This window comes from Promicromonospora panici (assembly GCF_900608595.1).
Classification (GTDB): domain Bacteria; phylum Actinomycetota; class Actinomycetes; order Actinomycetales; family Cellulomonadaceae; genus Promicromonospora; species Promicromonospora panici.
In genome coordinates, this window is sequence record NZ_UWYY01000009.1 from 198,369 (window position 1) to 221,972 (window position 23,604).

Here is a 23,604-nt window from a genome sequence, read left to right on the forward strand (position 1 = left end):
GCACCCGCTCGGCGATCGAGCGGGCTGTCGGCCACTGTGCCACAGATTCCACTATCGCCCAACATTGCATCAGATCGTCACATGCTGTGAGAGGATCCGATCATGCTCGGATCCATCGCCGACGACTTCACCGGCGCCACCGACCTCGCCACGATGCTGCGCAGGTCCGGTCATCGCGTCTGTGTGGTCATCGAGAACGGCACGCTCACCCCCGACCAGCTCCGCGAGGTCGACGCCGTGGTCGTCGCACTCAAGACCCGCACGGCATCCCGCGCCGACGCGGTCGACGCGTCGCTCGACGCGGTGGCCCGCCTGCGGGCGTGGGGCACCACCCGCTTCTACGTGAAGTACTGCTCGACCTTCGACTCGACCGACGACGGCAACATCGGCCCGGTCCTCGACGCGGTGTCGGACGCCGTCGGTGCGACGCGCGTCGTCGTCGTTCCGTCCCTGCCCGCCAACGGGCGCACGGTCTACAACGGCCATTTGTTCGTGGGCAGCGACCTGCTGGAGAACTCCTCGATGCGGCACCATCCACTCACGCCCATGACCCGCTCCCGCGTCGCGGAGCTGCTGCGCCCGCAGACCGCGCACGACGTCGGCGAGGTCACCCTGTCCACGGTGCGCGACGGCGCGGACGCCGTCCGGGGCTCGCTCGACGCGTCAGCCGCGCGCTACACGGTGGTCGACGCGATCGCCGACGACGACCTCGCCGTCATCGGCGAGGCCGCGGCGGACGACATCCTCGTCTCCGGCGGCTCGGGCCTCGCGCTCGGCATCGCCGGACCCGGGCTGCCTGACGACCTGTGGTCACCTCCTGGTACCGGCCGCGGCGCGGTGCTGTGCGGCAGCGTGTCGACGACGACGCTCGGGCAGGTCGCGCACGCCGCGCGGACCCAGCCCGTGCGGCTGATCGACCTCGCCGGGGCCATTGCCGACGAGCAAGGCACCATCGCAGAGCTCGCCGGGTGGGTCGAGCAGCAGGACCCGTCGTCGTATCCGGTCGTGTGCGCAGCCCGCGAGCGCGATGACGTCCGGTCCCGGGTGGACGGCGTCGAGGCGGCGCCCGTCGTCGAGCGGTTGCTCGCCGGCATCGCCCGACTGCTGGCGGAGCGCGGGACCGTGGCGGCGCTGATCGTCGCGGGCGGCGAGAGCAGCGGTTCGGTCGTGCGGGCCCTGGGCGTCGACGCCCTGCGCATCGGGCCGGAGCTCGCTCCCGGCGTCTGCTGGGCGACGGGCAGCGTCGAGAACCGGACGGTGGCCCTGGCGCTCAAGAGCGGCAACTTCGGCGGCGCGGACCTGTTCACGTCGGCGTGGGAGGTGCTGCGGTGACCGCCCCGGACCGCACTCCGGCCGGCGCAACGGACAACGCAACCGACGGCGCCACGCCCGGTGCCGTCGACGCGCTCGTCGCCGCCGGCCGGCAGCTCGTCCGAGCCGGGCTCAGCCCCGGCAGCAGCGGGAACGTCAGCGTGCTCGACGGCGACCACATCCTGATCAGCGGCACCGGCTCGTCCCTCAGGCACCTGACGGGGGCCGACCTCGCACGCGTCGGGCTCGACGGCACGCACCTGGGCGGGGCTCGCGCGTCCAAGGAGACGGCGCTGCACGTGGCCTTCTACCAGCGCGACGCCGGACACCGCGCCGTCGTGCACCTGCACTCGCCGCACGCCGTGGCGCTGGCGTGCCTGGCACCGTGGGCCGCACACAACGCGATCCCGCCGCTGACGCCGTACTTCGTGATGCGGGTCGGGCAGACGCCGCTGCTCCCCTACCGCCATCCCGGCGACCCCGCGCTCGGTGACGACCTGCTGGCCGCACCGTGGCCGCTGCGGGCGGCGCTGCTCGCGAACCACGGCGCCGTCGTCGCCGGCGCCAGCCTGGACGAGGCCGTGGACCGCGCCACCGAGCTGGAGGAGGCGTGCCGGATCGCGCTGCTTACCACGGGCTCGGCGCGGCGCGAGCTGGCGCCCGAACAGATCCGTGACCTGGCGGATCGATGGCGCAGCCCGTGGACCCCGGCGACCCTAAACTGACGCGCAGGAGGCAACGATGGCGAAGACGACGGCCCTGATCCCGGAACAGCGCAGGCAGCAGATCATGCGGCACCTGCGCACGGAGCAGGTGCTCAGCTACCGGCAGATCACCGAGCTGCTCGGCATCAGCCAGATGACTGCACGGCGGGATGTCGCCGTGCTCGCCGAGCAGGGCCACGTCCGGGCGACGCAGGGCGGCGCGACCCTGGTGACCCGGCTGCTGAACGAGCCCCGGCGGGCCGAGAAGGCGGTGACGGGCCTGCCGGAGAAGACGGCGATCGCGCGGGCCGCGGCCGAGATGGTCACCGACTCGATGACCATCTACCTCGACGCAGGAACGACCGTGCAGGCCATGCGCCCGTTCCTCGAGCAGCGCACCGCGCTCACGGTGGTATCGAACGACCTGAGCACGGTGCTCGCGTTCCTCGACCACCCGAGCGTCGACCTGATCAGCGTGGGCGGGCGGGTCGACCCGGACAACCAGTCGACCATCGGCCGGCTCGCGGCCTTGACCCTCGCGGAACTGTCCCTCGACATCGCGTTCCTGTCGTCGAGCTCGTGGGACGCGCGCCACGGCGTCACGACGCCGGTCGAGGCGAAGATCGAGGCGAAGCGCGCGGCGATGGCGTCGGCGACGACGACGGTGCTGCTCGCCGACAGCGGCAAGTTCGGCCGCTTCGCCAAGTACCGCGTGCTCTCCCTGGACGAGCTCGACACGGTCATCTGCGACCCCGCCCTGGACGAGTCGGACGCCGAGCGGATCGAGGCCCTGGGCGTCGAAATCGTGCGCGCCCCACTCCCCTGACCCCACTTAGAGTTCGCGCGGGTAGGGCGTCGAGGTTGCTGGGTTGGGGTGTCGTGGGTCAGTCCGCTGGGTTGTCGCCAGCGCATGCCAGTACAGAAGCAGCTGCCGCCAGGCTTCGTGACGCGTGATGGAGCATGGCCCTTCCCTCGATCCAGGCGCGGATCTCCGCTTGCTTGACGTCGCCGGGCAGCTCTGTGGCAACTTGGTACGCATCATCCTGCGGATATAGCCGACTCGTCGAAGAGAAGGTTTGCAGCTCATGACGGGGAGTTGAGCCAGACCTCTTCGACCTCCGGGTCGTCGAGGTAGGCCTGCAGCGGGCCGAACCCGCCGACGGCGTCGGTCACGGCCTGGGCCGCGGCCTCCGGGTCCGCGAGCGGCGGCACCACGCCCACGCTCGCCCGGGTCGCGTAGTCGCCCACCGCGTCGGTGACGAGGCTCGACAACCCCGCCCGGTCCCCGATCGGGTCCAGCCCCCTGCGCCGCACCAGCTCGCGCACCTCGCGCTCGAGGATGCGCGCCCCCTCTTCGCCCATGGCCGATAACGGTAGAGCCAAATGTTCACCTTCGCAGGCCACCCTGTGGATAACTTTCCCCAGGCGCGGGAGTTTTCCCCAACATCCACAGGCTTGTCCACAAAGGCGCAGGTAAAGCGGGTTGTCCGCGATGCCGGAAGTGAACTCGGGGTGTACCGGCGATGGATATCGTCGTCCCCATGAGCACCCTCCATTCACCGGGTCGCGGCCGCGACCGCTGGCAGGACACCGCGAGCGCCGCCGGCCTGCTGGCCGACGACGGCAGCGTCGCCGTCACGATCTTCGCCGAGATGTCCGCCCTGGCCGTCCGGACCGGCGCCATCAACCTCGGCCAGGGTTTCCCCGACGTCGACGGGCCCGAGTACGTCAAGCAGGCCGCGATCGCGGCGATCCAGGAGGGCCGCAACCAGTACGCGCCCGGGGACGGCGTGCCCGAGCTGCGGGGCGCGATCGCCGAGCACCAGAAGCGCCACTACGGTCTGGACGTCGACCCCGCGACCGAGGTGCTGGTGACCACGGGCGCCACGGAGGCGCTGACCGCCTCCATCCTGGCGCTGACCCGTCCGGGCGACGAGGTGCTCACGCTGGAGCCGTTCTACGACTCGCACGCCGCCGCGATCGGCATGTCGGGGGCGACGCACGTCACCGCTCCCCTGCTCCCCGGACCCGATGGTTTCCGGCTCGACGTCGACGCGCTCCGCGCGGCCGCGTCGCCGCGCCTGCGGATGATCGTCCTGAATTCGCCGCACAACCCGACCGGGACGGTGCTGACGCGGGACGAGCTTACGGCGATCGCCACCGTCGCGCGGGAGCGGGACGCGATCGTCGTGACCGACGAGGTCTACGAGCACCTCACGTTCGGCGCCGAGCACATCCCGGTGGCGACGCTGCCGGGCATGGCCGAACGGACGCTCACCATCTCGTCGTCCGGCAAGACGTTCTCGCTCACCGGCTGGAAGGTCGGCTGGGTGCACGGGCCGTCCGACCTGGTCACGGCGGTGCGCACGGTCAAGCAGTTCCTCACGTACACGTCGGGCTCCCCGTTCCAGCCCGCCATCGCGCAGGCCCTGGCCGACGACGACACCCCGCGCGCCCTGGCCGCATCCCTCGCCGACCGCCGGGACCTGCTCTGCTCCGGGCTGGAGGCCGCGGGCTTCACGGTCACCCGCCCGGCCGGCACGTACTTCGTGATGGCCGACGCCTCGGGACCGCTCGCCCGGCTCGGGCTGCGGGACGGCGTCGAGCTGTGCCGCCGGCTGCCCGAGCTGGCCGGCGTCGTGGCGATCCCGGCGGCCGCGTTCTGCCGCGGCGGTTCCCCGACGGCGAAAGCGCTGGCCTCACATGTGCGGTTCACCTTCGTGAAGTCGCCCGACGTCATCACCCGCGCGGTCGAACGGCTGGCAAGAGGTCTTCGCACCGCCACACCGTAGTAACGCACCGCCGCCCAATGGTAGACATGTAGGACATATCTGGACCTTGGGGGCGCCGTGGCTGAGGTATACGAGATCAAGGGCGACGAGGGGATCGTGCTGGAGGTGCTCGGGGCGGACGTCGAGCTCGCGGGCGAGCCGCAGGCCGTGCCCGAGCCGACGGCGGGCGGTCCGGAGCCGGTCGTGACGCCCCAGGCCGCGCTGAGCATCGCCTCGCGCGCCTCGTGGGGCGCCCGCTACCCGGACGGCGACCTGACCCTGACCGGCCTCGCGGTCGAAGTGTTCGTGCACCACAGCGTCACGGCCCAGCTCTCCGCGGACGCGAGCATCGCCGCCGAGGCCGAGCAGATGCGAGCACTGGAGAGCGTCGGCCAGTCCCGGTTCGGCACCGGCATCTCCTACAACGTGGTCATCTTCCCGTCCGGGCGGGCCTACCAGGGCGTGAGCTGGAACCGCCGCGGCACGCACACCGGCGGGCGCAACAGCACGTCCCGCTCGATCTGCTTCGCCGGCAACTACGAGACGAACCAGCCCACCGCCGCGCAGATCTCGACAGCCGCCGCGATCTACCGCGAGGGCAAGCAGCGCTGGTGGACCCAGGCCGCACCGCTGTACGGGCACCGCGACGTCTCCCAGACCGCGTGCCCCGGCCGGAACCTGTACGCCCGCATCGACGACATCCGGACCGACACGGAGGAATTCCTCATGGCACTGACCGACGAGCAGCAGCGGACCCTGCTGGCGAACTCCGGCGAGACCGCGACCCGTACGGAGCAGCTCATCACGAAGGTGGACCGGCTGGAGGCCGACGAGGCCGCCCGGCGCGAAGCCCAGCGCAGGCACGAGGCCACGTCGGCCGCGCGGGAACGGGCCATGCTCGCCACGATCGAGACCCTGTCACAGAGCGTCGGGGTCGACCCCGAGGTGGTCATGGCGAGGCTCGATGAGAAGCTCTCCACGCTCGACGACGACTAGGCCGCGTCCCGCCGGCCTGACCACGAAGTAGGCTCTCGGGGTGGGACGTCGCGAGAAGCCGGTGGACCCCGGTGCCGGTCCCGTCCAGCGGCTCGCGCACGACCTGCGCGCCCTCCGCGAGCAGGCGGGCACGCCCACGTACCGGGAGATGGCCCGACGCACGGACTACTCTCCGAGCGCGCTGTCCCAGGCGGCAGCCGGGGAGGTCCTGCCGTCCCTGGCCGTGGTGCTGGCGTACGCCTCAGCGCTGGACGCTGACCCCGCGGAGTGGGAACGGCGGTGGCGGGACGCCGACCGCGACGTCCGTGAGGCCGCCGCCCGGGACGAGGACACCGCGCCGCCGTACCGCGGGCTGGCCCGCTTCGAACCGGGTGACCGGGAGCTGTTCTTCGGCCGCGACGAACTGGTCGGTGAGCTGCTGGAGCTGGTGCGGGAGCACCGGTTCGCCGCGGTGTTCGGCCCGTCCGGCAGCGGCAAGTCCTCGCTGCTGCGGGCCGGGCTGATCCCCGCGCTGAGCAAGATCCCGGCCATCGACCGGCCGGGGCTGATCCGCATCCTCACGCCGGGCGAACGGCCGGCGCACACCCACGCCGATGCGCTCGTCCCGCAGGACGGCGAGCAGGACACCTGGGTGATCGTCGACCAGTTCGAGGAGCTGTTCACCCTGTGCCGGGACCGCGCGGAGCGGAACAGCTTCCTGGACGCGCTGCTCACCGCCCGCGAGCCCGCCAGCCGGCTGCGGGTGGTCATCGCGGTCCGCGGGGACTTCTACGGCCACTGCGCCACCCGCCGCGACCTCGCGGACGCCGTGCGCCGGGCGAACCTCCTGGTCGGGCCGATGAGCCCGGCCGAGCTGCGCGAGGTGATCACCGGTCCGGCGACCGCCGTCGGCCTCAACGTGGAACGGGCGCTCACCGCCCGCATCATCGACGAGACCACCGACCGGCCCGGCGCATTGCCCATGCTGTCCCACACCCTGCTGGAGACCTGGCGCCACCGGCGCGGCCGCACCCTGACCCTCGCCGCGTACGAGGAGACCGGTGGCGTCGAGGGTGCCATCGCCGCAACCGCCGAGAAGCTGTACGCAGACCTGTCCCCGGCCCAGGCCCGCACCGCCCGCAGGGTCCTGCTCCGCCTGATCGCCCCCGGCGACGGCACCGCCGACACCCGCCGCCCGGCGGAACGGGCCGAGCTGGACGCGGGTACTGAGATGGGCTCCGCAGGGTCGGACGCACCTGGCCACGATGTCGACGTCGTCATCGAGCGACTCGCCACCGCTCGGCTGATCACCCTCGGCGAGGGCGTTGTCGAGCTGGCCCACGAGGCGCTGATCACCGGCTGGCCCCGACTACGGGACTGGATCGACCAGGACCGCGAGCGCCTGCGCGAACAGCGCCGCCTCGGCGAGGCCGCCCGCGCCTGGGAGGAGCTGGACCGCGACCCGGGAGCGCTGTACCGGGGGACGCGGCTCGAACGCGCGGCGGAGCTGTTCGGCGGCACCGGGGGCGGGGCGCAGCGGGAGGACGACCTGACCCGCCCCGAGCGCGCCTTCCTCACCGCCGCCCTGGCCGCCCGGGACGCGGAACAGGGCGAGGCCATCCGCACGACGAGACGGTTCCGCACCCTCGCGGCAGCGCTCTCCGCCTTCCTCGTGCTCGCGCTCGGCGCAGGTCTCCTCGCCTGGCAGGAGAACCGGGCGAGCGAGGAGGAGCACACCAGGACGACGGCCCGTCGGATAGCGGCCGTTGCGGGCGGCCTGCGCGCGGCCGATCCTCGTGCGGCGGCGCTGCTGGGGGTCGCCGCCTGGCAGATCGCGCCCCTCACCGAGTCCCGTTCCGCGCTGCTCGGCTCCCTGGCCCAGCCGGAGGTGGACGCGTTCACCGACCGCCAGACCGGGACGGGCACGCGGCGGTTCCTCGCCGCGGACGGCCAGACCCTGTTCAGCTCGGCGGACCGCCGGGTACGCGTCTGGGACGTGGTCCGCGGTGAGCAGACCGACGGGTTCCAGCTGCCCGCGGGCACGACCCTCGACGGTGTCAGCCCGGACGCTCGCACCCTGTACGTCTCCGGGCCGGACGGCGCGGAGCTGTGGGACGTGGCGACGCGGAGGCCCGTCGCCGCGCGCATGACCGAGGACATCGCCCTGGCGGACTTCGCTGCCGACGGGCGCAGCTATCTCGTCAGCTCGCTGCCGGACGGGCACGGTGAGGGGTTCGTCCAGCGGCGCCGGACCGAGGACGGCAAGGTCCTCTTCGAGCGCGACGTCGCGGGCGACGTGTCCCAGGCCGGGCTCGGTGCGGACGGCCGGCTGGTCGCGATGTGTCCGATCGGCGGCACGCTCCAGGTGTGGGACAGCGTCAGCGGCGAGCGCCGGACCGGCGCCTGGGGGACGGAGGAGGTCTGCGGCATCGCCTCCGGCTCGATCCGGTTCAGCCGCGACGGCACGCGGCTGGCCATGGCGTCCGCCGCGGAGACCCGGGTCTGGGACCTGACGAGCGGACGCCTCCTCGCCGAGGTCATGGGCAGCGGGGACGGCCTTCTCCCCCGCACCGAGTTCTCGCCGGACGGTGCGTTCCTGGCGCTGGCGGACGACACCGCCCTCACGGTCTGGCGCCTGCGGGACTCCGGCGTCCTGGTCTTCCAGCGAGCGCTCGACGGTGAAGTGGCCGGCAACCTCGCCTGGTCCCCCGGCGAGCGTCCGGTGCTGCGCTTCCTCGCCGGGTCCACCGTCCGCTCGTACGGCCTCGGCGCGCGCCTCGCGCCCTGGCAGGCCACGCCCACCGACACGGCAGCCCTCAGCCCCGACGGCACCGCCCTCGCCATCGCGGCCCACTCCCGCAAGGGTGGGGGCTACCGCTTCGAGCTGCGCTCCCCCGGCACCGGCGAGGTGCTCGCCACAGCGGACCTCGGCCCGCTGCAGGGGGCGGACGGCGACACCCCGCTGCTCGTCTTCAGCCCGGACGGCCGGGCACTCGTCGTGGCCGACACCACGACGTCCAGGGGTTCCGTACGGCAGCGGTTCACCGTGTGGGACGTCCGGCGGCACGAGGTGCGGACGTCGTTCGACATCCCGCTGGCCGACGAGCATCCGCTGTCCGCGATCACTCTCGGCCCGCAGGGCCGGACGCTGCTGGTCTCGCGCCTGGACGACGCCGCCGTGGTCGACGTCTGGGACACCGGTACGGAGGACGGCGAGGCGGGCCCGCGACGGACGGGCACCCTGCCGGTCGCGGTCGGCGCTCTCTCGGCCGTCCGGCCCGACGGGCGGCTGCTCGCCGACTCCGCGGACCAGGCCACGACGCTCCCGTCCGGCACGGTCGCCGGACGTGCTCTCGCCCAGGGCCGGGAGGTCACCGCCCTGGCGTTCAGCCCCGACGGGACGGTTCTCGCTGTCGGCGACTCAGCGGGCCGGGTGCACCTGTGGGACGGCGACGTCGAGCAGCGGGCGGGCTTCCTGGCCGGCCTCTCCGGAACCGGGGAGGTCGGTGTCCGGGAGGCCGTCTCCGCGATCGCCTTCTCGGCCGACGGCCGCACACTCGCCCTGGGCGGCACCGCCGGCACCCTCCAGCTCTGGGACACCGCCTCCCAGCAGCTCCTCGCCGCGGAGCTGCCGACCGCCGGCGAGGAGATCCGGTCGCTCGCCTTCAGCCGGGACGGCGGCACCGTGTACGCCGCGAGCCCGCACGCCCCGCTCCAGACCTACTCCATCGACCCCGACCGGGCCGTCCTCGACATCTGCGACCGCACCGGCACCGGTCTGACGAGGGACCAGTGGCGGACGTACGTCCCGGACGCGCCGTACCGCCAGGTCTGCGCTCAGAAACGTGATTGATCAGGGTGACGGCGGGGGTCGCTGATCAACTGAGATGCCCGTGACGATGGGGCCCATGCGCAAGAACACACTCGTCCCCTCGCTCCTCCTGCTCGGCGTCCTGTCTCTGACAACGGCCTGCACCCCGGACTCGGAGGTCTCGACGGCCTCCGTGGACACCGGGGCCGGCCCCTCCGCCGCGAGCGGCGTCGAGCGAACCGTCGACCCGACGAAGATCGAAGGGCTGGACATCGTCAACGACAGCGGCAACGGCCCCTCCTGCCCCTGGGCAACCAGCTATCCGGCCGTACCCGGTGCCGAGCCGATGACCGCCGCGATGAAGAGCGACGTCGAACGCCGCCTCCGGGCCTACGTCGACGACGGCTGCGGTTCGGGCAACGAGCTCGACTTCAACATCGGCTTCGACTTCCTGGTCGCGTCGGGCGACGTCGTCGGCGTCCGGCTGACGACCCAGGACCCGGGCGCGGCCGGCGACGGGACGGAGACGAAGACGTACTGGTACGGCGGCGAGGACGCTCAGCCGCACGACGCGCTCGGCTTGATCGCGGAGGCGTCCCGCCCGGACTTCCTCTCCGTGGTGCGGGAGCGGCTCGAGGGTCGCGAGGGCGTCGACACCGCCATCCTGGGCGCCGCCCTCTCCGGGCCCCAGGCGCAGCAAGACCTTCTTGACGACATGTCGGTCACCCGCGACGGCGCACTGCGGATCGACTTCGACCGCAGCACGGTCGGTGTCCCCGCAGGCGGCCGGTACCAGGTGATCCTGCCGCCGGCGGAGGTCGCGCCCTGGCTGTCCGGCTTCGGCAGGCGGGTCCAGGAGCAGGCGGTGTCGCCGGGCGGCACGCTCGACCTCGGGGCCCCCACCGCCGAGGAGCCCGAGCCCGCGCCCGAGGCGAGCGCGCCCGGTGCCGACACCACGGACTGCTCGAAGGTGAAGTGCATAGCCATGACCTTCGACGACGGCCCGGCGGTGCCGGAGACCGCGACGCTGCTCGAGTACCTCGCCGAGTACGACGCCCGCGCCACCTTCTTCGTCGTCGGCCAGAACGCCGCCGCCCACCCCGACGTCCTGCGAGCGGAGGTCGAAGCCGGGCACGAGGTCGGCAACCACTCCTGGAACCACCCCGACCTCACCCAGCTGAGCACCGCCGAGGTCACCTCCCAGCTGGACCGCACCAGCGCGGCGATCAAGGCGGCGACGGGCGACGAGCCGACGCTGTTCCGACCCCCGTACGGCGCGATCGACGACGCCGTGAAGTCGGCGACCACCCTCTCGCCCGTCCTGTGGGACGTGGACCCGGAGGACTGGAAGTACCGCGACACCGAGCGGGTGGCGCAGACCGTGATCGCCCAGGCCGGAGCCAACGACGTCGTCCTGCTGCACGACATCCACCCGACCTCGGTGGCCGCGGTCCCGGAGATCCTGCGCACCCTCACCGCGCAGGGCTTCCACTTCGTGACGGTCAGCCACCTGCGCGCCACCCTCTGACGCACCGCTGCCGGACGGCGGCGTCGTCCGGCAGCGGAATTCTGGCCGGCCTAGGCCGCGACCAGCGAGACCGCGACGGCCAGCATGATCAGCGCGATGACGCCGTCGAGCACGCGCCACGCGCCGGGACGCTTGAGCACGGGGGCGAGCAGCCGCGCCCCGTACGCGAGGCCGGTGAACCAGGCGACGCTGGACACCATCGCACCCGCGGTGAACCACCACCGGTCGTCGCCGTAGCTGGCGGCGACCGAACCCTGCAGCATCACCGTGTCGAGGTACACGTGCGGGTTCAGCCAGGTCAGCGCCAGCGTGGTGAGGACCACCGGCTTGAGGCGCCGGCCCGGGCTGTCGCCCAGGGCGCCGTCCTCGGCGGCGGCGAGCGTCGTGTCGCCCTTGACCGCCCGCACGGCGGCCATGGCCCCGTAGCCGAGCACGACTGCGGCGCCCAGCCAGCGCATCACCACGACGGCGTCGGGCCACCGCTCGACGAGCGGGCCGAACCCGGCGCCCCCGGCCGCGTAGAGCACCGCGTCGGACGCCGCGCAGATCGCCGCCACGACGCCCACGTGCTCGCGCCGCAGCCCCTGACGCAGCACGAACGCGTTCTGGGCTCCGATGGCGACGATGAGCGAGAGGCCGAATCCGAGTCCGGCGAGCAGGGCGAGCATGGTGCCACGCTAGGCAGCCAACCCCGTGAAGACCAGTTCATGTTTCTGAGGCTGCATAAGCAGAACTGAAGTTGGGGCACACTGGGAGTATGCGATGGGACTCCCGCCAGCTCGAAGCACTGGCCGCCGTGGTCGCGGAGGGTTCGTTCGACGCCGCGGCCCGCACGCTGCACGTGACACCGTCCGCCGTCAGCCAGAGGATCCGCGCGCTGGAGAATGCGGCGGGCAGCGTGCTCGTGCGGCGGGCGCGCCCGGTCGTGGCCACGGCGTCGGGCCAGGCGCTCCTGCGGCTCGCCCGACAGACCGAGCTGCTCGGCGCCGAGGTCGCCGCGGAGCTGGGCGCGGACGATCAGGGCGACCAGGGCACAGGGAGCGGCGGCGCGTCCGAAAGCTTCGTCACCGTGCCCCTGGCGGTCAGCGCGGACTCCCTGGCCACCTGGGTGATGCCCGCCCTGGCCCAGGTCGAGGGCGTCACCTTCGACCTGCACCGCGCCGACGACAGCCGCACCGCCGACCTCCTGCGCGAGGGCGTCGTGATGGCGGCGGTCACCTCGCAGACCGCCCAGGTGCAGGGCTGCCGCAGCACCCCGCTCGGCATCATGCGCTACCGGCCCGCCTGCACGCGCGCCTTCGCGCGGCACTGGTTCCCCCACGGCCCGACGCCGGAGGCGCTCGCCCAGGCACCCGTCGTCATCTTCGACCGGACCGACGACCTGCAGGACATGTATCTGCGCGAGCACGCGCCGGACGCCAGGCCGCCGCGGCACCACGTGCCGAGCACCGTCGAGTACGAGGAGACCATCCGCCTCGGCCTCGGCTGGGGCATGCTGCTGGACCACCCGACGATCGGCGGGCTCGAGGACGGCACCGGGGGCGGCATCACGCTCCTGGAGGCCGACGCCGTGCTCGACATCCCGCTGCACCTGCAGCAGTGGAAGCTGCGTTCCGCGGTGCTCGACAGGGTTACCGCCGCGCTGCGAAAAGAAGCAACACGCGAGCTGCTCCCCGCGTGAAATCTGGACGTACCCCCATCATTAACCCTGTTTCAGTCCTACCGCACTTCCGAATCATGAACCGGACATCAGCTGTCCGACTTCCTACGGTTCAGACATGCTTTCCGCCCTCGCCGGCATGGCCTTCGGCCTCTCGCTCATCGTCGCTGTCGGGGCGCAGAACATCTTCGTTCTCCGCCAAGGGCTGCGCCGGGAGCACGTGGGCCTCGTGGCAGGCATCTGCGCTGTCAGCGACCTCGTGCTCATCTCGGCCGGGGTCGGCGGGCTGGGCACCCTGATCCAGAGCGCGCCCCTCGTCGTCGAGATCGCGCGCTGGGCGGGCGCCGTCGTCGTGCTCGTGTACGGCGGCATGGCCGCGCACCGCGCGGTGCGGGGACAGCGCGTGGTCATGGGCCGCCACAGCGCCACGAACCGGACCGTGGGCGCCGCCGCCGCGACCACATTCGCCCTCACCTGGCTGAACCCGCACGTCTACCTCGACACCGTGGTGCTCGTGGGCGGGCTGGCCGCCACCCACGGCGACGACCGCTGGTGGTTCGGGCTCGGCGCCTGCCTGGCCAGCACCGCGTGGTTCGTCGCGCTCGGTTACGGGGCGCGCTACCTCGCGCCGCTGCTCGAGAAGCCTGGCGCGTGGCGCGTCCTGGACAGCATCGTCGCGGTGACCATGCTGCTCGTGGCGGCCTCCCTGATCCTGGGCTGAGCCCCCCACCGCACCTGTCAGACGTACAAGGTCATCCGAGTGACCCGTACGTCTGACACGTCAGGCGCACACGCCGTCGAGGAGCTCCTCCGGGCTCGGGCTGGGCTTCGGCTTCGCCGGCTCCTCCGCGCCGCCCTCGCCCGTGCTCGTGTCACCGGTACCCGTGTCGCCCGTGTCCTCGGGGTTGGTGCCGGTCTCGCCCGTCCCTGCGTCCCCGCCGGTCTCGCCGGTGTCGCCCTCGCCGGTGTCCGCCGAACCGTCCTCGGCGCCACCTGTCGCACTGGGCGAGCCCGACGGCTCGGCGTCGGGCAGCACGACCTGCTCCGGTGGCTGGTCCGCGGCCATGCGCTCGAAGATCTCCGCGGCCTCCGGGCTCCAGCCCAGCCCGCTGGAGGTTCCCTCGGTCGTGTCGTACACCGGGATCTGCGTCATGATGATGTTGCGCTTCTCGATCTCGCGGAGGGACCACGCGAGGCCCGCGACCTTGCCCGGGTCAGCGATGTCCGGGTCGGCGCTCAGGGAGCCGAGGGCCGCGTTGATCAGGCGGAACGTCTTGGTCGGGTCGGCCAGCGTCTCGGCGGAGAGAATCTGCCGCAGGGTGGCGTTGATGAACGACTGCTGACGCTCGATCCGGGTGAGGTCACTGCCGAGCTCGAGCCCCATGCCGGTCCCCTTGCGCACCCGGAGGAACTGGATCGCCGTCTTGCCGTCGAGCCGGTTCTCACCGGCCGGCAGGTCGATGCGGGCCGAGGCCGGGTCGCCGTGCATCGCCTCGGGCAGGCACATCTTCACGCCGCCGATCGCGTCGACCACGTCGATCACGCCGTTCATCTTCACCACCGCGTGGTTCGTCACCGTGACGCCAGTGATCGCGTTGACCGTGTTGATCGTGCACGCGGCAGCATGCTTGAGCGAGGTGCTGCCGCTGCCGACCTCGAACGACGCGTTGAACTTGTCGCGGTACGGCTGGGTCTGGCTGCCGTCCGGCAGCGTGCACGACGGGATGTCCACGAAGGTGTCGCGGGGCAGCGACACGATCTCGATCCACTCCCTGTCCGCCGAGATGTGCACCAGCATCGTGGTGTCCGACCGCATGCCGCTGACCGTGCCGCCGATGTCGGCGTTGCTCCCGTCGCGGATGTCGGTGCCCATGAGCAGCAGGTTGACCGGCTCGTCCTTGAACGGGTCGGCCGGGTCCTTCGGCTTGACCTGCTCCGCCACGAGGCCGTCCAGATCCTGGACCTCGATCTGCGAGATCGCGGTGTGGTAGGCCGTCGCCACCGCCGCGGAGCCGAACGCCATCACCCCGACCACGCCCATCGTGACGCTGCGGAACACGAGGGTCTTGCGCCAGCTACGCACGTGACGCGGCTGGCGTTCGCCCGATCGCGCATGTCGGGGAACCCCTCGAATTACCTCGCCGACCGGTCGGACCGCCGTCCAGAAATCACTCGCCACGTCTCGGAGAGTAGGGCCTCAGTGCAACATTCGTGTAAATAAGACCCGCCGTTCCCAGGCGGTGTCCAGGCCGCGTTTCGCGTTCAGTCGGCGCATACGCCGGGCAGCAGCGAGGGCGACGGCGACGGGCTCGGCGTGTTCGACGGCGTCGTCCCGCCCCCTCCGTCGGCTCCCGGGCTGCTGGGCTCGCCCGAAGGATCGCCGCCCCCCGTACCGCTCGACGGCGACGGCGTCTCGTGCCCGGGCGGCGGCTCGTCGGCGGCTATGCGCTTCCAGATCTCGGTGGCGCCCTCGGTCCAGACAACTCTGTTCGGGTCGGTGGGCGCGGCCACCACGGGCAGCTCGGTGAACACGATCTCGGCCGGGTCGATGTTCCGGATGCTGTACGCGAGACCAGCGAGCGCCGCCGGGTCGGCCAGCCCGGGGTCCGCGGAGATGGCGCGCAGTACCGCCTGGATGGTGCGGTACAGCCGCGGCGAGTTGGTCACGACGTTCTGGTCCAGCACCTGGCGCACCAGCGCGTCGACGAAGGCCTGCTGTCGCGTGATCCGCGTGAGGTCGCTGCCCTGTTCGAGGCCCAGGCCCGTGCCGTGCCGGGCTCTGAGGTACCCGATGGCCTGGAGCCCGTCGAGGGTCTGCTCGCCCGCGGGCAGCTCGAAGCGGCCGTAGTCCGGGTCCTGGACCAGCGGCTCGGGCAGGCACATGCGCACCCCGCCCAGTGCGTCGACGACCTCGACCACGCCGTCCATCTTCACGACCATGTGGTTCGTGACCGTGACGCCCGTGAGCGCCTGCATGGTGGAGATGGTGCAGGCCGCGGCGTGCGTGAGGTCCTCCTCCGCGCCGCCGCCGATGCTGAACGCGCTGTTGAACATGTCGTAGGTGGCGCCGGACTCGCTGCCGTCCGGCAGCTTGCAGGACGGGATGTCGACCAGCGAGTCGCGCGGGATGGAGACCACCTCGATGCGCTTCCGGTCGCCGGAGACGTGCACGAGCATCGTGGTGTCGGAGCGCATGCCACCGTCGCCCGCGCCCGCGATCTCGGTGTTCTCGCCGCCGCGGAGGTCGGTGCCCAGCACGAGGATGTTGAGGCTGCGCCCGGTGAACGGGTCGTCGGGGTCCGCCGACGGCGTCGGCCCCTGGACCAGTCCGGAGACGTCGGAGACGCCGATCTGCTGCTTCAGGTCCAGGTAGGCGGCGGTCCCGCCTGCTGCCACGAGAGCGAATGCGCCGACGACGAAGAGCGTCACGGCTCTCGCGACGCGATGACTGCGCTGGTTACGGAGGTGCCGGGGCACATACGGAGCATATGCATGTACCCCGGCACGGGGCCTGTTAAGTAGCTGAGCGGATCAGGTGAGCGGATCAGCTGAGCGCGGCGACGCCGAGGTCCGGGTTGTCCGTGAAGAAGCCGTCCAGACCCGCCTCCATGAAGACGCGGATCTCACCCACGAGGTCGCCGATCCCGTTCGGGTCGGTCGAGGACCGGAACTCGGTGGGCATGAACTGGTTCTCCCGCCGGAACGTCCACGTGTGCACGTCGAGGCCGACCCGGTGCGCGTCGCGGATCACGGTGCTGGGCGCGGCCAGCGTGCCGTCGGCGTTGCGCGGGATCAGCACGTTCTTCTCGGCGCCGATTCCGTCTGCGTAGGACGCGACCTCACGCAGCCCGCTCCGGGTGACCATGTCCGCGTAAGTGCGCGGGTCGCCGTCGGCCACGAAGTCGTAGGGCGCGCCGCTGCTGCTGATGAGCTGGCCGAGGCGGACGTCGGTCATGCCGTCGAGGTCCTGCAGGTTGCCGACCTCGAAGGACTGGATGATGACCGGGGCGCCCGCGCGGTCGAAGCCGCCCAGGCGCAGCTCGCGCACGAGCGGCTCTTCCAGGGACAGGCCGATCGAGTCGAAGTAGCTGGGGTGCTTGGTCTCCGGGTAGACGCCGACGGGCGCGCCCTCGCAGGTACGGCTGTTGCGCGCCAGGTCGAGGACCTCGTCGAGGGTCGGGACCTGGTAGAGGCCGTCGAACGGGGTATTCTGCGGCCGGACCTGCGGCAGGCGCTCCTTGGCGCGCAGGGTGCGCAGCTCGGCGAGCGTGAAGTCCTCGGTGAACCAGCCGGTGATCGACGTGCCGTCGATGGTCTTGGTGGTGCGGCGGTCCGCGAACTCCGGGTGGGCGGCGACGTCGGTCGTGCCGCTGATCTCGTTCTCGTGGCGGGCGACGAGGACGCCGTCCTTGGTCGAGACGACGTCCGGCTCGATGTAGTCCGCGCACTGGTTGATGGCGGTCTCGTACGCGGCGAGCGTGTGCTCCGGCCGGTAGCCGGAGGCCCCACGGTGCCCGACGACGGTCACGCCGTCGTCCGTCACGCGCTTCTGCCTGAGATCGACCAGGGCCATCTCGGTGTCGTCCGGCGTGCCGGTGACGCGCGAGTCGTTGCCCGGGTAGTTGTTGTCGTTGCCGATCAGCAGCGTGTCGCGGTCCACGAACAGAACGGTCTCGAACGACTGCACGGGCAGCGCGAACGTGTCGCCGAGGCCGTAGCCCTCGCCCGCGTCGATGCCACGCGGGTTCGCGATGTGCAGGGCGTCGACCACGAGATCCTTGCGGACGAAACCGTCGCGGCCCGTGCGGCCCAGGTCGATCTCGTAGACGCGCTTGGTGACCGACTGGTCGCCCTCGAAGTCGTCACGCTCGACGAGCAGCATGGTGTCGCGGCCGGTCGCGAACGCGTCGCCGACGACGTTGGCCTGCTGGTCGGTCTGGTACGCCCAGCGCTTGCCCGTGTACTCGCCGCGGCGCGTGTCGAACTGGTAGATCCAGCGGCGGCGCGGGTCGGCGTCGTCGGCCAGGGCGCCCTCGACCACCGGGTAGAGGTAGCGGCCGCTCGAGGCCATGGCCTCGAAGCCGCGGCTGCCGGCGACGTTCGGCTTCTCTCCGGGCTCGAGGTAGGGGTTGCCGGGCGACTTGCCGTCCGGGAACTCGTACGGGGCTTCCAGCAGCGTGCCGTCGGCGTCGAAGTGCAGCAGGAACGGGCCGAACTCCTCGCCCACCCAGAACGTGCCGTCCGCGGCCCGCGCGAGGGACTCGATGTCGAAGTCGGCGCCGGTCAGCAGCCGGTCGTCGGTGTCCTCGTTGACGATGTCGAAGTCGAGCACGTCCTTGCGGTCGTTGTACTCGACGAAATCGCGCACCTCGATCTCGCCCGAACCCTTGCGACCGGTGTCCCACTGGGGGCGCACCAGGTAGTTGCGCAGCAGGAAGTCGGCGGAATTGCCCTTGGCCCCGAACCCGTTGTCCGGCTGGGCCCAGAAAGTACCGTCGTGGCTGTCGACCATCGCGGAGAAGCCGGGGATCACTTGGCCGTCCCAGGGACCCTGCCGCCCGTTGGCGGGAGAGGCCGCGGCGCCCGACGGCGGGCCTTCGGCCAGGTAGTCGGCCGACAGCGTGGCGCGACCGGCCAGGGTGGCGGCGAGGTGGGTGCCGCCGTGGTGCTCGGGCCCTGAACCGGGGCCGTGCTGGGGAACGGCGATCGCGACGGCCGCCGGCAGCAGCAGCGATGCCGCTGCCGCGACCGCCACCACGCGCGAGGCGCGGGTACGCATGGGTGTGCCCATGCGGGCGAGCCAAGTGCGCTCAGCCGACGTCCTGGTGAATCCCGGCCGACGCCGGGGTGAACATCAGATCGGCGTGTGCCAGCCGCCCTTGCGGTACGCGGGCGTGGCCGTGGCCAGCACGACGAACGCGAGCAGGCCCGCGCCGAGCATCACCGAGGACATGGCGACGGTGTCGCTGCCGAGCAGACCGACGATCGGCGACACGACGCCGGCCAGCAGCGACTGCACGGCGCCGATCATCGCGGCCGACGTCCCGGCGATCTCGCCGTGCCGCGACAGGGCCAGGGCCGACGCGTTGGCCGGGATGAGGCCCTGGAACGCGAGCACCAGCCACAGCGCCACCAGCAGGCCGATCAGACCGCCGAACTCGGTGATCGCGACCACGAGCAGGACCACGGACATCGCCAGCTGCGCCACGAGCGCCGTGCGCAGCAGGCGGATAGGAGCAACCCGCCGCACCAGTGCCGCGTTGACCTGCGCGGAGAGCACCAGGCCCAAGCCGTTGATCGCGAACAGCAGCGAGAACTGCCCGTGCGTCAGGCCGTAGCCCTGCTGGAACACGAACGGTGAGCCCACCACATAGCTCAGGAGCGCGCCCATCGCGAGGCCAGGGATGAGCGCCAGCGCCATGAAGTGCCGGTCGCGGAGCAGCGTGCCGTACCCGCGCAGCACGCTGGTGGCCCCGCCTGTCGTGCGGCGGGCGACCGGGTTGGTCTCCGGCATCACGGACAGCACGACGACGGCAAGGGCCGCACCGATCGCCGCGAGCACCACGAAGATCCAGCGCCAGGTGAACCCCTCGAGCACTATCGATCCGAGCGACGGCGCGAGCATCGGCGCCACGCCGATCACGAGCATGAGGCGCGACAGGATGCGGGCGGCCTCGGCTCCCACGAACCGGTCGCGCACCGTGGCCATCGCCGCGACGCTCGCCGCCGAGTTGAAGAAGCCCTGCACCAGGCGCAGGCCGATGAGCAGGTGCATGTCGTCCACGACCGCGCACGCCAGGGAGACGAGGACGTGCATGGCGAGGCCGATGATCAGCGGCAGACGCCGGCCGAAGCGGTCGGTCAGTGGGCCGATGACGAGCTGGCCGAGCGCGCCGCCGACGAGCATGCACGAGACGGTGAGCTGGGCGAGCGTGTCGGACGCCCCGAGATCGGAGGCGACCTGCGGCAGGGCGGGCAGGTACATGTCGACGGTGAGGGCGGGCAGGCACGCCAGCGCACCGAGCATGATCACCCACTTGAGGGCCGATCGAGACGACGGAGCGCGGCGTACGGGCGTGACTGATGACACGCCCGACGGCGCTTCGGTTGGCATGCCCCCGATGCTATCGAATCGATACGACTCTGAACAGAGTGATCTCGATCTCCCGCTCCCTTTCTGCCTACCGTTCACCGGACCGCGAGTGTCAGTGGCTCGGGGCATGCTGGTCCCATGTGCGGACGCTTCGCCTCCTTCTCGGAGAGCCAGGACCTTGCCGACGAGCTCGCGATCGCCGAGATCGCCGAGGACGCGCGGCTGCTGCCGCCGTCGTGGAACGTGGCGCCGACCGATCCGGTGCGGATAGTGGTCGAGCGCGCCGCCAAGGGCTCGGAAGAGGTGACGCGGTCGATGCGGCTGGCTCGCTGGGGCCTCGTGCCGTCCTGGGCCAAGGACCCGAGTGTGGGCGCCCGCATGATCAACGCGCGCTCCGAGTCGCTGCTCGACAAGCCGGCGTTCGCCAAGCCGTTCGCGGCGCGGCGCTGCCTCGTGCTCGCCGACGGCTACTACGAGTGGCGCAAGCTGTCGCGGCCGGACGCCGGTTCCACCAGCTCCAAGAAGGTCCCGAAGCAGGCGTACTGGATCCATCCGGCGGGACCGGGGGCTGCCGTCTTCGCGGGCCTCTACGAGTTCTGGCGCAACCCGGCCGCGAGCGAGAGCGATCCCGACCGCTGGCTGATCTCGACCACCGTGGTCACCCGTCCGGCGTCGGACCAGATGACCGCGATCCACGACCGCATGCCGCTGGTGCTGCCGCCGGAGGCCTGGAACGCGTGGCTGGACCCTTCGGTGCGCGACGCGTCAAACCTGCTGCAGGTGGATGCTCCGCCGCTGGCGACGCTGCCGGTGCGTGACGCCGTGGGGACGGTGCAGAACGACGGGCCGTCGCTGATCGAGGAGGACCCGGAACCTAGGGACCCGGAACCGGTGAGGGTCTGATAAGCACAGGGAGCAACCATTGATGCCTGGTCGTTGCGTATACGCAACGTAGCGAGCGGATGTCACTACCAGATCGCGCAGAAACTCCATGCATGCTCGGACCCACACAATCCGCCGACGTGGGTGAATGACCGATCCCGCGACATCGTGGACCTCCTGCTGCTGCAGGACCTAGTGACGTCCGACGGCACCCTGACAAACGCTGCGATCCTCGACGCATCGCTCGCAGTATTCGAAGCTCGCGCAGCTGACGCGACAACGCTTGGCCGACCAGTCCGAAGATGGCCTCCGCAGGCGGTAGCGCACCCGCACTGGCCGTCAACAACTGGATCAACGAGATCGCGAAAGCGGCAGGCTGACCATCAGACTTAGTGGCCCGCGGCTTCCGACGTGTTCGCGGTACTCGCAATCCTGCCTACCACGCGAATCTCGCCGCCGGCGGCACCTCGTCCAGCGTCCGGATCCGGTCCACCACCTCCGGGTGCCGGTCGTGCCGGTCCAGCAGCACCGCGCCGAGCCCGGCGTCGAGCGGGCCCTGGTAGTCCTTCTCGATGTCGTTGCCGACCATGAGCACGTCACCCGGCGCGACGCCGAGGACCTCGCAGGCCGCGTTGTAGGCGCGCGGGTCGGGTTTGCCCGCCGGCAGGTCGTCGGACGCGACGACGACGTCGAGGTGCTCGGCCAGGCCCACCCGCTCCAGCTTGTTCGCCTGGTGGGCGGAGTCGCCGTTGGTGAGCACCGCGGCGACGAGGCCGGCGTCGTGCACGCGATGCAGGGCTGGCACGGCGTCGTCGAACGCGGTCCAGGCCCGCTCGTAGCGGGTCAGGTAGCCGGAGAAGAGCTCCTCGGCCTCGGCGTCGGTGGCGTCGACACCCAGGAACTCGCGCACGCGGACCGTCCGCTGCTGCGCGAAGGTGAGCTCGCGCCGCTGGTAGCGCTCGTAGGCCCCCTCCGCGATCGTGGCCCACGCGGTGACCAGCTCGTCCGGGTCGTCGAGGTCCAGACCCAGCTCGGGCAACCAGTCGAGAAGTGCCGCCCGAGAGGCGCCCTCCTGGTCCACGAGTGTGTCGTCGAGATCGAAGAGAACGACTTTCAGCACGCTCGCATCGTGTCACACGCAGGCCGGCGCACCACCCACGGTGGCACGCCGGCAGTGCGCGGTCGACGACCTACGCCCCTCCCGTCAGCCCCACGACCTGGCCGTTGACCGCGGTGTTGGCCGCAGACCCGAGCCAGACGACCGCGGTCGCCACCTCGGCCGCGTCCAGCAGCCGGCCGAGCGGCGACCGGTCGGCGTACATCTGCCCCACCTGCTCGACGATGTGGGTGTTGGTGGCGGTCCTGGTCAGCCCCAGCATCGCCACGTTGGAGAGCACGTCGCCGTCCCGCCCGAGCGAGAACGCGACCGAACGGCTGAAGCCGTGCAGCGCCGCCTTGGCCGCGACGTAGTACTCGGCCCCGGGCGCGCCGTCGGTCACGAGCGACGACGAGACGTGCACGAGCCGGCCCCAGCCGGCCGCCCGCATCAGGGGCGTCACGGCGCGGGTCAGCCGGATGGCGCCCTCGACGTTGCCGCGGATCAGCCCGGTCCACTGCTCGTCGGGCACGGTGTCGAACGGCACCATGTCGCCCCAGGCCACCGCATTGTTGACCAGCACGTCCACCCGGCCCGTGGCCTCGAGGGCCGTCGCGACGAGCGCCTCGGCGGCGTCCGGATCCGCCTGGTCGTACCGGGCGACCACCGCACGGTCGCCGATCTCGTCGGCCACCTTCCGCGCCTCGTCGCGGGCATTGCGGTAGGTGAGCACCACATTCGCGCCCTCCGCCGCGAAGGCCGTGGCGATCCGTCGCCCGACGCCGCCCGATGCGCCGGTCACGATGACTGTCCGTTCCTGAAGTCCGATGTCCATGGCTCCACGGTGCGCGGGCCGCCGTCGGGCAACCAGGCCGCCCTGAGGCTGGCCCCGAGAGGGCCACCCTCCGCGCCGCCCCCCCGCCTACTCTGGAGCCATGACCAGCGAGCTCGGCAAACTTCTGCGCGCTCACCGCGAGGCCCTCGCCCCGGAGGACGTCGGCCTGCCGCGCGGCGCCCGACGCCGGACGCCAGGCCTGCGCCGCTCCGAGCTCGCCACCCTCGCCGAGGTCAGCGTCGAGTACCTGACGCGCCTGGAGCAGGGCCGCGACAAGCACCCCTCGCCAGAGATCCTGGGGGCGCTGGCGGACGCGCTCCGGCTGGCGTCCGACGAGCGCTTCCTCCTGCTGCGCGCCACCAAGGGCACCGGCGGCGCATGCACCAGCGATCCGCCCGCCGACTCGGTACGGCCGCCCGTCCGGATGCTCCTCGACAGGCTGGAGCCGTCGCCGGCGGTACTGCTCAACCGCCTGGGAGACGTGCTCGCCGCGACGCGCACGTACCGTCGCATGCTGGAGCCGTTCGGCCTGTTCGACGACGACCACCCCAACCTGCTGCGGTTCGTCCTGACCGAGCCTCGCGCCCGGCAGGCCTACCCGGACTGGGAGCGTGTCGCCGACCGGCAGGTCGCGGCGCTCCGGATGGAGTCGACCCCGGGTGACCCGCACGTCACCGAGCTTGCCGACGCCATGTCGGTGCTGGCCGGCGCGGCGTTCAGCGACCGATTCGCCGCTCCGTTCCAGACCCGCTATCGCACCGCGACGGAGCGGATGCGGCATCCCGAGGCCGGCGACCTCCGGCTGGACCTCGAGACCCTGGCGCTGCCCGACGCCGACGACCAGCGCCTCGTGGTGCTCCTGCCGGCGGACGAGGCGACGTCGGCCGCGCTCGACCGGCTGGCCGGCCGCCGGCCGGGTGCGCTGCGCGCCGTCTGAC

General features: G+C 71.8%; 19 protein-coding genes. 11 read left to right on the top strand and 8 right to left on the bottom strand.

Annotated elements, in window-relative coordinates; translation table 11 throughout:
- The first annotated feature begins 102 nt into the window (after positions 1-102).
- The 3 genes from otnK to EW117_RS12475 are packed head-to-tail and all read left to right on the top strand — an operon-like array spanning position 103 to position 2,841.
- On the top strand, positions 103-1,332 hold the full coding sequence (gene otnK / locus EW117_RS12465; RefSeq protein ID WP_129787029.1) for a 3-oxo-tetronate kinase: 1,230 nt from the start codon (positions 103-105) through the stop codon (positions 1,330-1,332).
- Entirely contained in the window at positions 1,329-2,036 is a 708-nt protein-coding gene (locus EW117_RS12470; protein WP_129787030.1) for a class II aldolase/adducin family protein, read from the top strand. The genes otnK and EW117_RS12470 overlap by 4 nt, the downstream gene beginning before the upstream one ends.
- A 16-nt stretch (positions 2,037-2,052) precedes the next feature.
- Entirely contained in the window at positions 2,053-2,841 is a 789-nt protein-coding gene (locus EW117_RS12475; RefSeq protein WP_129787031.1) for a DeoR/GlpR family DNA-binding transcription regulator, read from the top strand.
- A 257-nt stretch (positions 2,842-3,098) separates the two neighbouring features.
- Here the strand turns inward: EW117_RS12475 and EW117_RS12480 are convergent, their stop codons facing one another.
- Entirely contained in the window at positions 3,099-3,377 is a 279-nt protein-coding gene (locus EW117_RS12480; RefSeq protein WP_207211848.1) for a hypothetical protein, read from the bottom strand.
- Positions 3,378-3,556: 179 nt separating this feature from the next.
- Here EW117_RS12480 and EW117_RS12485 point away from each other — a divergent pair, with 179 nt between their 5' ends.
- The 4 genes from EW117_RS12485 to EW117_RS12500 are packed head-to-tail and all read left to right on the top strand — an operon-like array spanning position 3,557 to position 11,100.
- Positions 3,557-4,807: an aminotransferase class I/II-fold pyridoxal phosphate-dependent enzyme gene (locus tag EW117_RS12485; protein WP_129787032.1), complete on the top strand. Its 1,251-nt coding sequence runs from the start codon at positions 3,557-3,559 to the stop codon at positions 4,805-4,807.
- Positions 4,808-4,864: 57 nt separating this feature from the next.
- Positions 4,865-5,782 carry a peptidoglycan recognition protein family protein gene (locus EW117_RS12490; RefSeq protein WP_129787033.1) on the top strand — a complete coding sequence of 306 codons (918 nt, stop codon included), beginning with the start codon at positions 4,865-4,867 and terminating at the stop codon, positions 5,780-5,782.
- Between the two features lie 40 nt (positions 5,783-5,822).
- Entirely contained in the window at positions 5,823-9,614 is a 3,792-nt protein-coding gene (locus tag EW117_RS12495; protein ID WP_129787034.1) for an nSTAND1 domain-containing NTPase, read from the top strand.
- A gap of 55 nt (positions 9,615-9,669) precedes the next feature.
- Positions 9,670-11,100 (top strand): polysaccharide deacetylase family protein, encoded by a 1,431-nt coding sequence (locus EW117_RS12500; RefSeq protein WP_129787035.1) that lies wholly within the window; start codon positions 9,670-9,672, stop codon positions 11,098-11,100.
- Between the two features lie 50 nt (positions 11,101-11,150).
- Here the strand turns inward: EW117_RS12500 and EW117_RS12505 are convergent, their stop codons facing one another.
- Positions 11,151-11,768 (bottom strand): LysE/ArgO family amino acid transporter, encoded by a 618-nt coding sequence (locus EW117_RS12505; protein ID WP_129787036.1) that lies wholly within the window; start codon positions 11,766-11,768, stop codon positions 11,151-11,153.
- 89 nt (positions 11,769-11,857) lie between these two features.
- Here EW117_RS12505 and EW117_RS12510 point away from each other — a divergent pair, with 89 nt between their 5' ends.
- Positions 11,858-12,781: a LysR family transcriptional regulator ArgP gene (locus tag EW117_RS12510; RefSeq protein ID WP_129787037.1), complete on the top strand. Its 924-nt coding sequence runs from the start codon at positions 11,858-11,860 to the stop codon at positions 12,779-12,781.
- A gap of 97 nt (positions 12,782-12,878) precedes the next feature.
- A complete protein-coding gene (locus tag EW117_RS12515) occupies positions 12,879-13,481 on the top strand; it encodes a LysE/ArgO family amino acid transporter (protein WP_165362667.1) in 603 nt (200 codons plus the stop codon).
- Positions 13,482-13,541: 60 nt separating this feature from the next.
- Here EW117_RS12515 and EW117_RS12520 read toward each other — a convergent pair whose 3' ends face one another.
- The 4 genes from EW117_RS12520 to EW117_RS12535 all read right to left on the bottom strand — a co-directional run bounded on the left by EW117_RS12520 (position 13,542) and on the right by EW117_RS12535 (position 19,874).
- Positions 13,542-14,843 carry an LCP family protein gene (locus EW117_RS12520; protein ID WP_129787038.1) on the bottom strand — a complete coding sequence of 434 codons (1,302 nt, stop codon included), beginning with the start codon at positions 14,841-14,843 and terminating at the stop codon, positions 13,542-13,544.
- A 179-nt stretch (positions 14,844-15,022) separates the two neighbouring features.
- Positions 15,023-16,237 (bottom strand): LCP family protein, encoded by a 1,215-nt coding sequence (locus EW117_RS12525; RefSeq protein WP_129787039.1) that lies wholly within the window; start codon positions 16,235-16,237, stop codon positions 15,023-15,025.
- Between the two features lie 67 nt (positions 16,238-16,304).
- The gene (locus EW117_RS12530; RefSeq protein WP_129787040.1) at positions 16,305-18,551 is read right to left on the bottom strand and encodes an esterase-like activity of phytase family protein; all 2,247 of its coding nucleotides are present in this window, start codon (positions 18,549-18,551) and stop codon (positions 16,305-16,307) included.
- A gap of 63 nt (positions 18,552-18,614) precedes the next feature.
- Positions 18,615-19,874, bottom strand: a complete 1,260-nt coding sequence (locus EW117_RS12535) for a multidrug effflux MFS transporter (RefSeq protein WP_129787041.1) — start codon at positions 19,872-19,874, stop codon at positions 18,615-18,617.
- Positions 19,875-19,991: 117 nt separating this feature from the next.
- Here EW117_RS12535 and EW117_RS12540 point away from each other — a divergent pair, with 117 nt between their 5' ends.
- Positions 19,992-20,756, top strand: a complete 765-nt coding sequence (locus tag EW117_RS12540; protein ID WP_129787042.1) for an SOS response-associated peptidase — start codon at positions 19,992-19,994, stop codon at positions 20,754-20,756.
- Positions 20,757-21,171: 415 nt separating this feature from the next.
- Here the strand turns inward: EW117_RS12540 and EW117_RS12545 are convergent, their stop codons facing one another.
- A complete protein-coding gene (locus EW117_RS12545; protein ID WP_129787043.1) occupies positions 21,172-21,855 on the bottom strand; it encodes an HAD family hydrolase in 684 nt (227 codons plus the stop codon).
- A 70-nt stretch (positions 21,856-21,925) separates the two neighbouring features.
- Positions 21,926-22,666, bottom strand: a complete 741-nt coding sequence (locus tag EW117_RS12550) for an SDR family NAD(P)-dependent oxidoreductase (protein WP_129787044.1) — start codon at positions 22,664-22,666, stop codon at positions 21,926-21,928.
- 100 nt (positions 22,667-22,766) lie between these two features.
- Between EW117_RS12550 and EW117_RS12555 the strand changes: the two genes are divergently transcribed.
- A complete protein-coding gene (locus EW117_RS12555) occupies positions 22,767-23,603 on the top strand; it encodes a helix-turn-helix domain-containing protein (RefSeq protein ID WP_129787045.1) in 837 nt (278 codons plus the stop codon).
- Position 23,604 lies beyond the last annotated feature (1 nt).

Excerpts from the sequence above, each read along its gene's own strand:
- otnK (WP_129787029.1), top strand. The coding sequence starts at position 103 with ATGCTCGGATCCATCGCCGACGACTTCACCGGCGCCACCGACCTCGCC.
- EW117_RS12475 (WP_129787031.1), top strand. The coding sequence starts at position 2,053 with ATGGCGAAGACGACGGCCCTGATCCCGGAACAGCGCAGGCAGCAGATC.
- EW117_RS12480 (WP_207211848.1), bottom strand. The coding sequence starts at position 3,377 with ATGGGCGAAGAGGGGGCGCGCATCCTCGAGCGCGAGGTGCGCGAGCTG.
- EW117_RS12485 (WP_129787032.1), top strand. The coding sequence starts at position 3,557 with ATGAGCACCCTCCATTCACCGGGTCGCGGCCGCGACCGCTGGCAGGAC.
- EW117_RS12500 (WP_129787035.1), top strand. The coding sequence starts at position 9,670 with ATGCGCAAGAACACACTCGTCCCCTCGCTCCTCCTGCTCGGCGTCCTG.
- EW117_RS12505 (WP_129787036.1), bottom strand. The coding sequence starts at position 11,768 with ATGCTCGCCCTGCTCGCCGGACTCGGATTCGGCCTCTCGCTCATCGTC.
- EW117_RS12510 (WP_129787037.1), top strand. The coding sequence starts at position 11,858 with ATGCGATGGGACTCCCGCCAGCTCGAAGCACTGGCCGCCGTGGTCGCG.
- EW117_RS12515 (WP_165362667.1), top strand. The coding sequence starts at position 12,879 with ATGCTTTCCGCCCTCGCCGGCATGGCCTTCGGCCTCTCGCTCATCGTC.
- EW117_RS12530 (WP_129787040.1), bottom strand. The coding sequence starts at position 18,551 with ATGGGCACACCCATGCGTACCCGCGCCTCGCGCGTGGTGGCGGTCGCG.
- EW117_RS12535 (WP_129787041.1), bottom strand. The coding sequence starts at position 19,874 with ATGCCAACCGAAGCGCCGTCGGGCGTGTCATCAGTCACGCCCGTACGC.
- EW117_RS12540 (WP_129787042.1), top strand. The coding sequence starts at position 19,992 with ATGTGCGGACGCTTCGCCTCCTTCTCGGAGAGCCAGGACCTTGCCGAC.
- EW117_RS12550 (WP_129787044.1), bottom strand. The coding sequence starts at position 22,666 with ATGGACATCGGACTTCAGGAACGGACAGTCATCGTGACCGGCGCATCG.
- EW117_RS12555 (WP_129787045.1), top strand. The coding sequence starts at position 22,767 with ATGACCAGCGAGCTCGGCAAACTTCTGCGCGCTCACCGCGAGGCCCTC.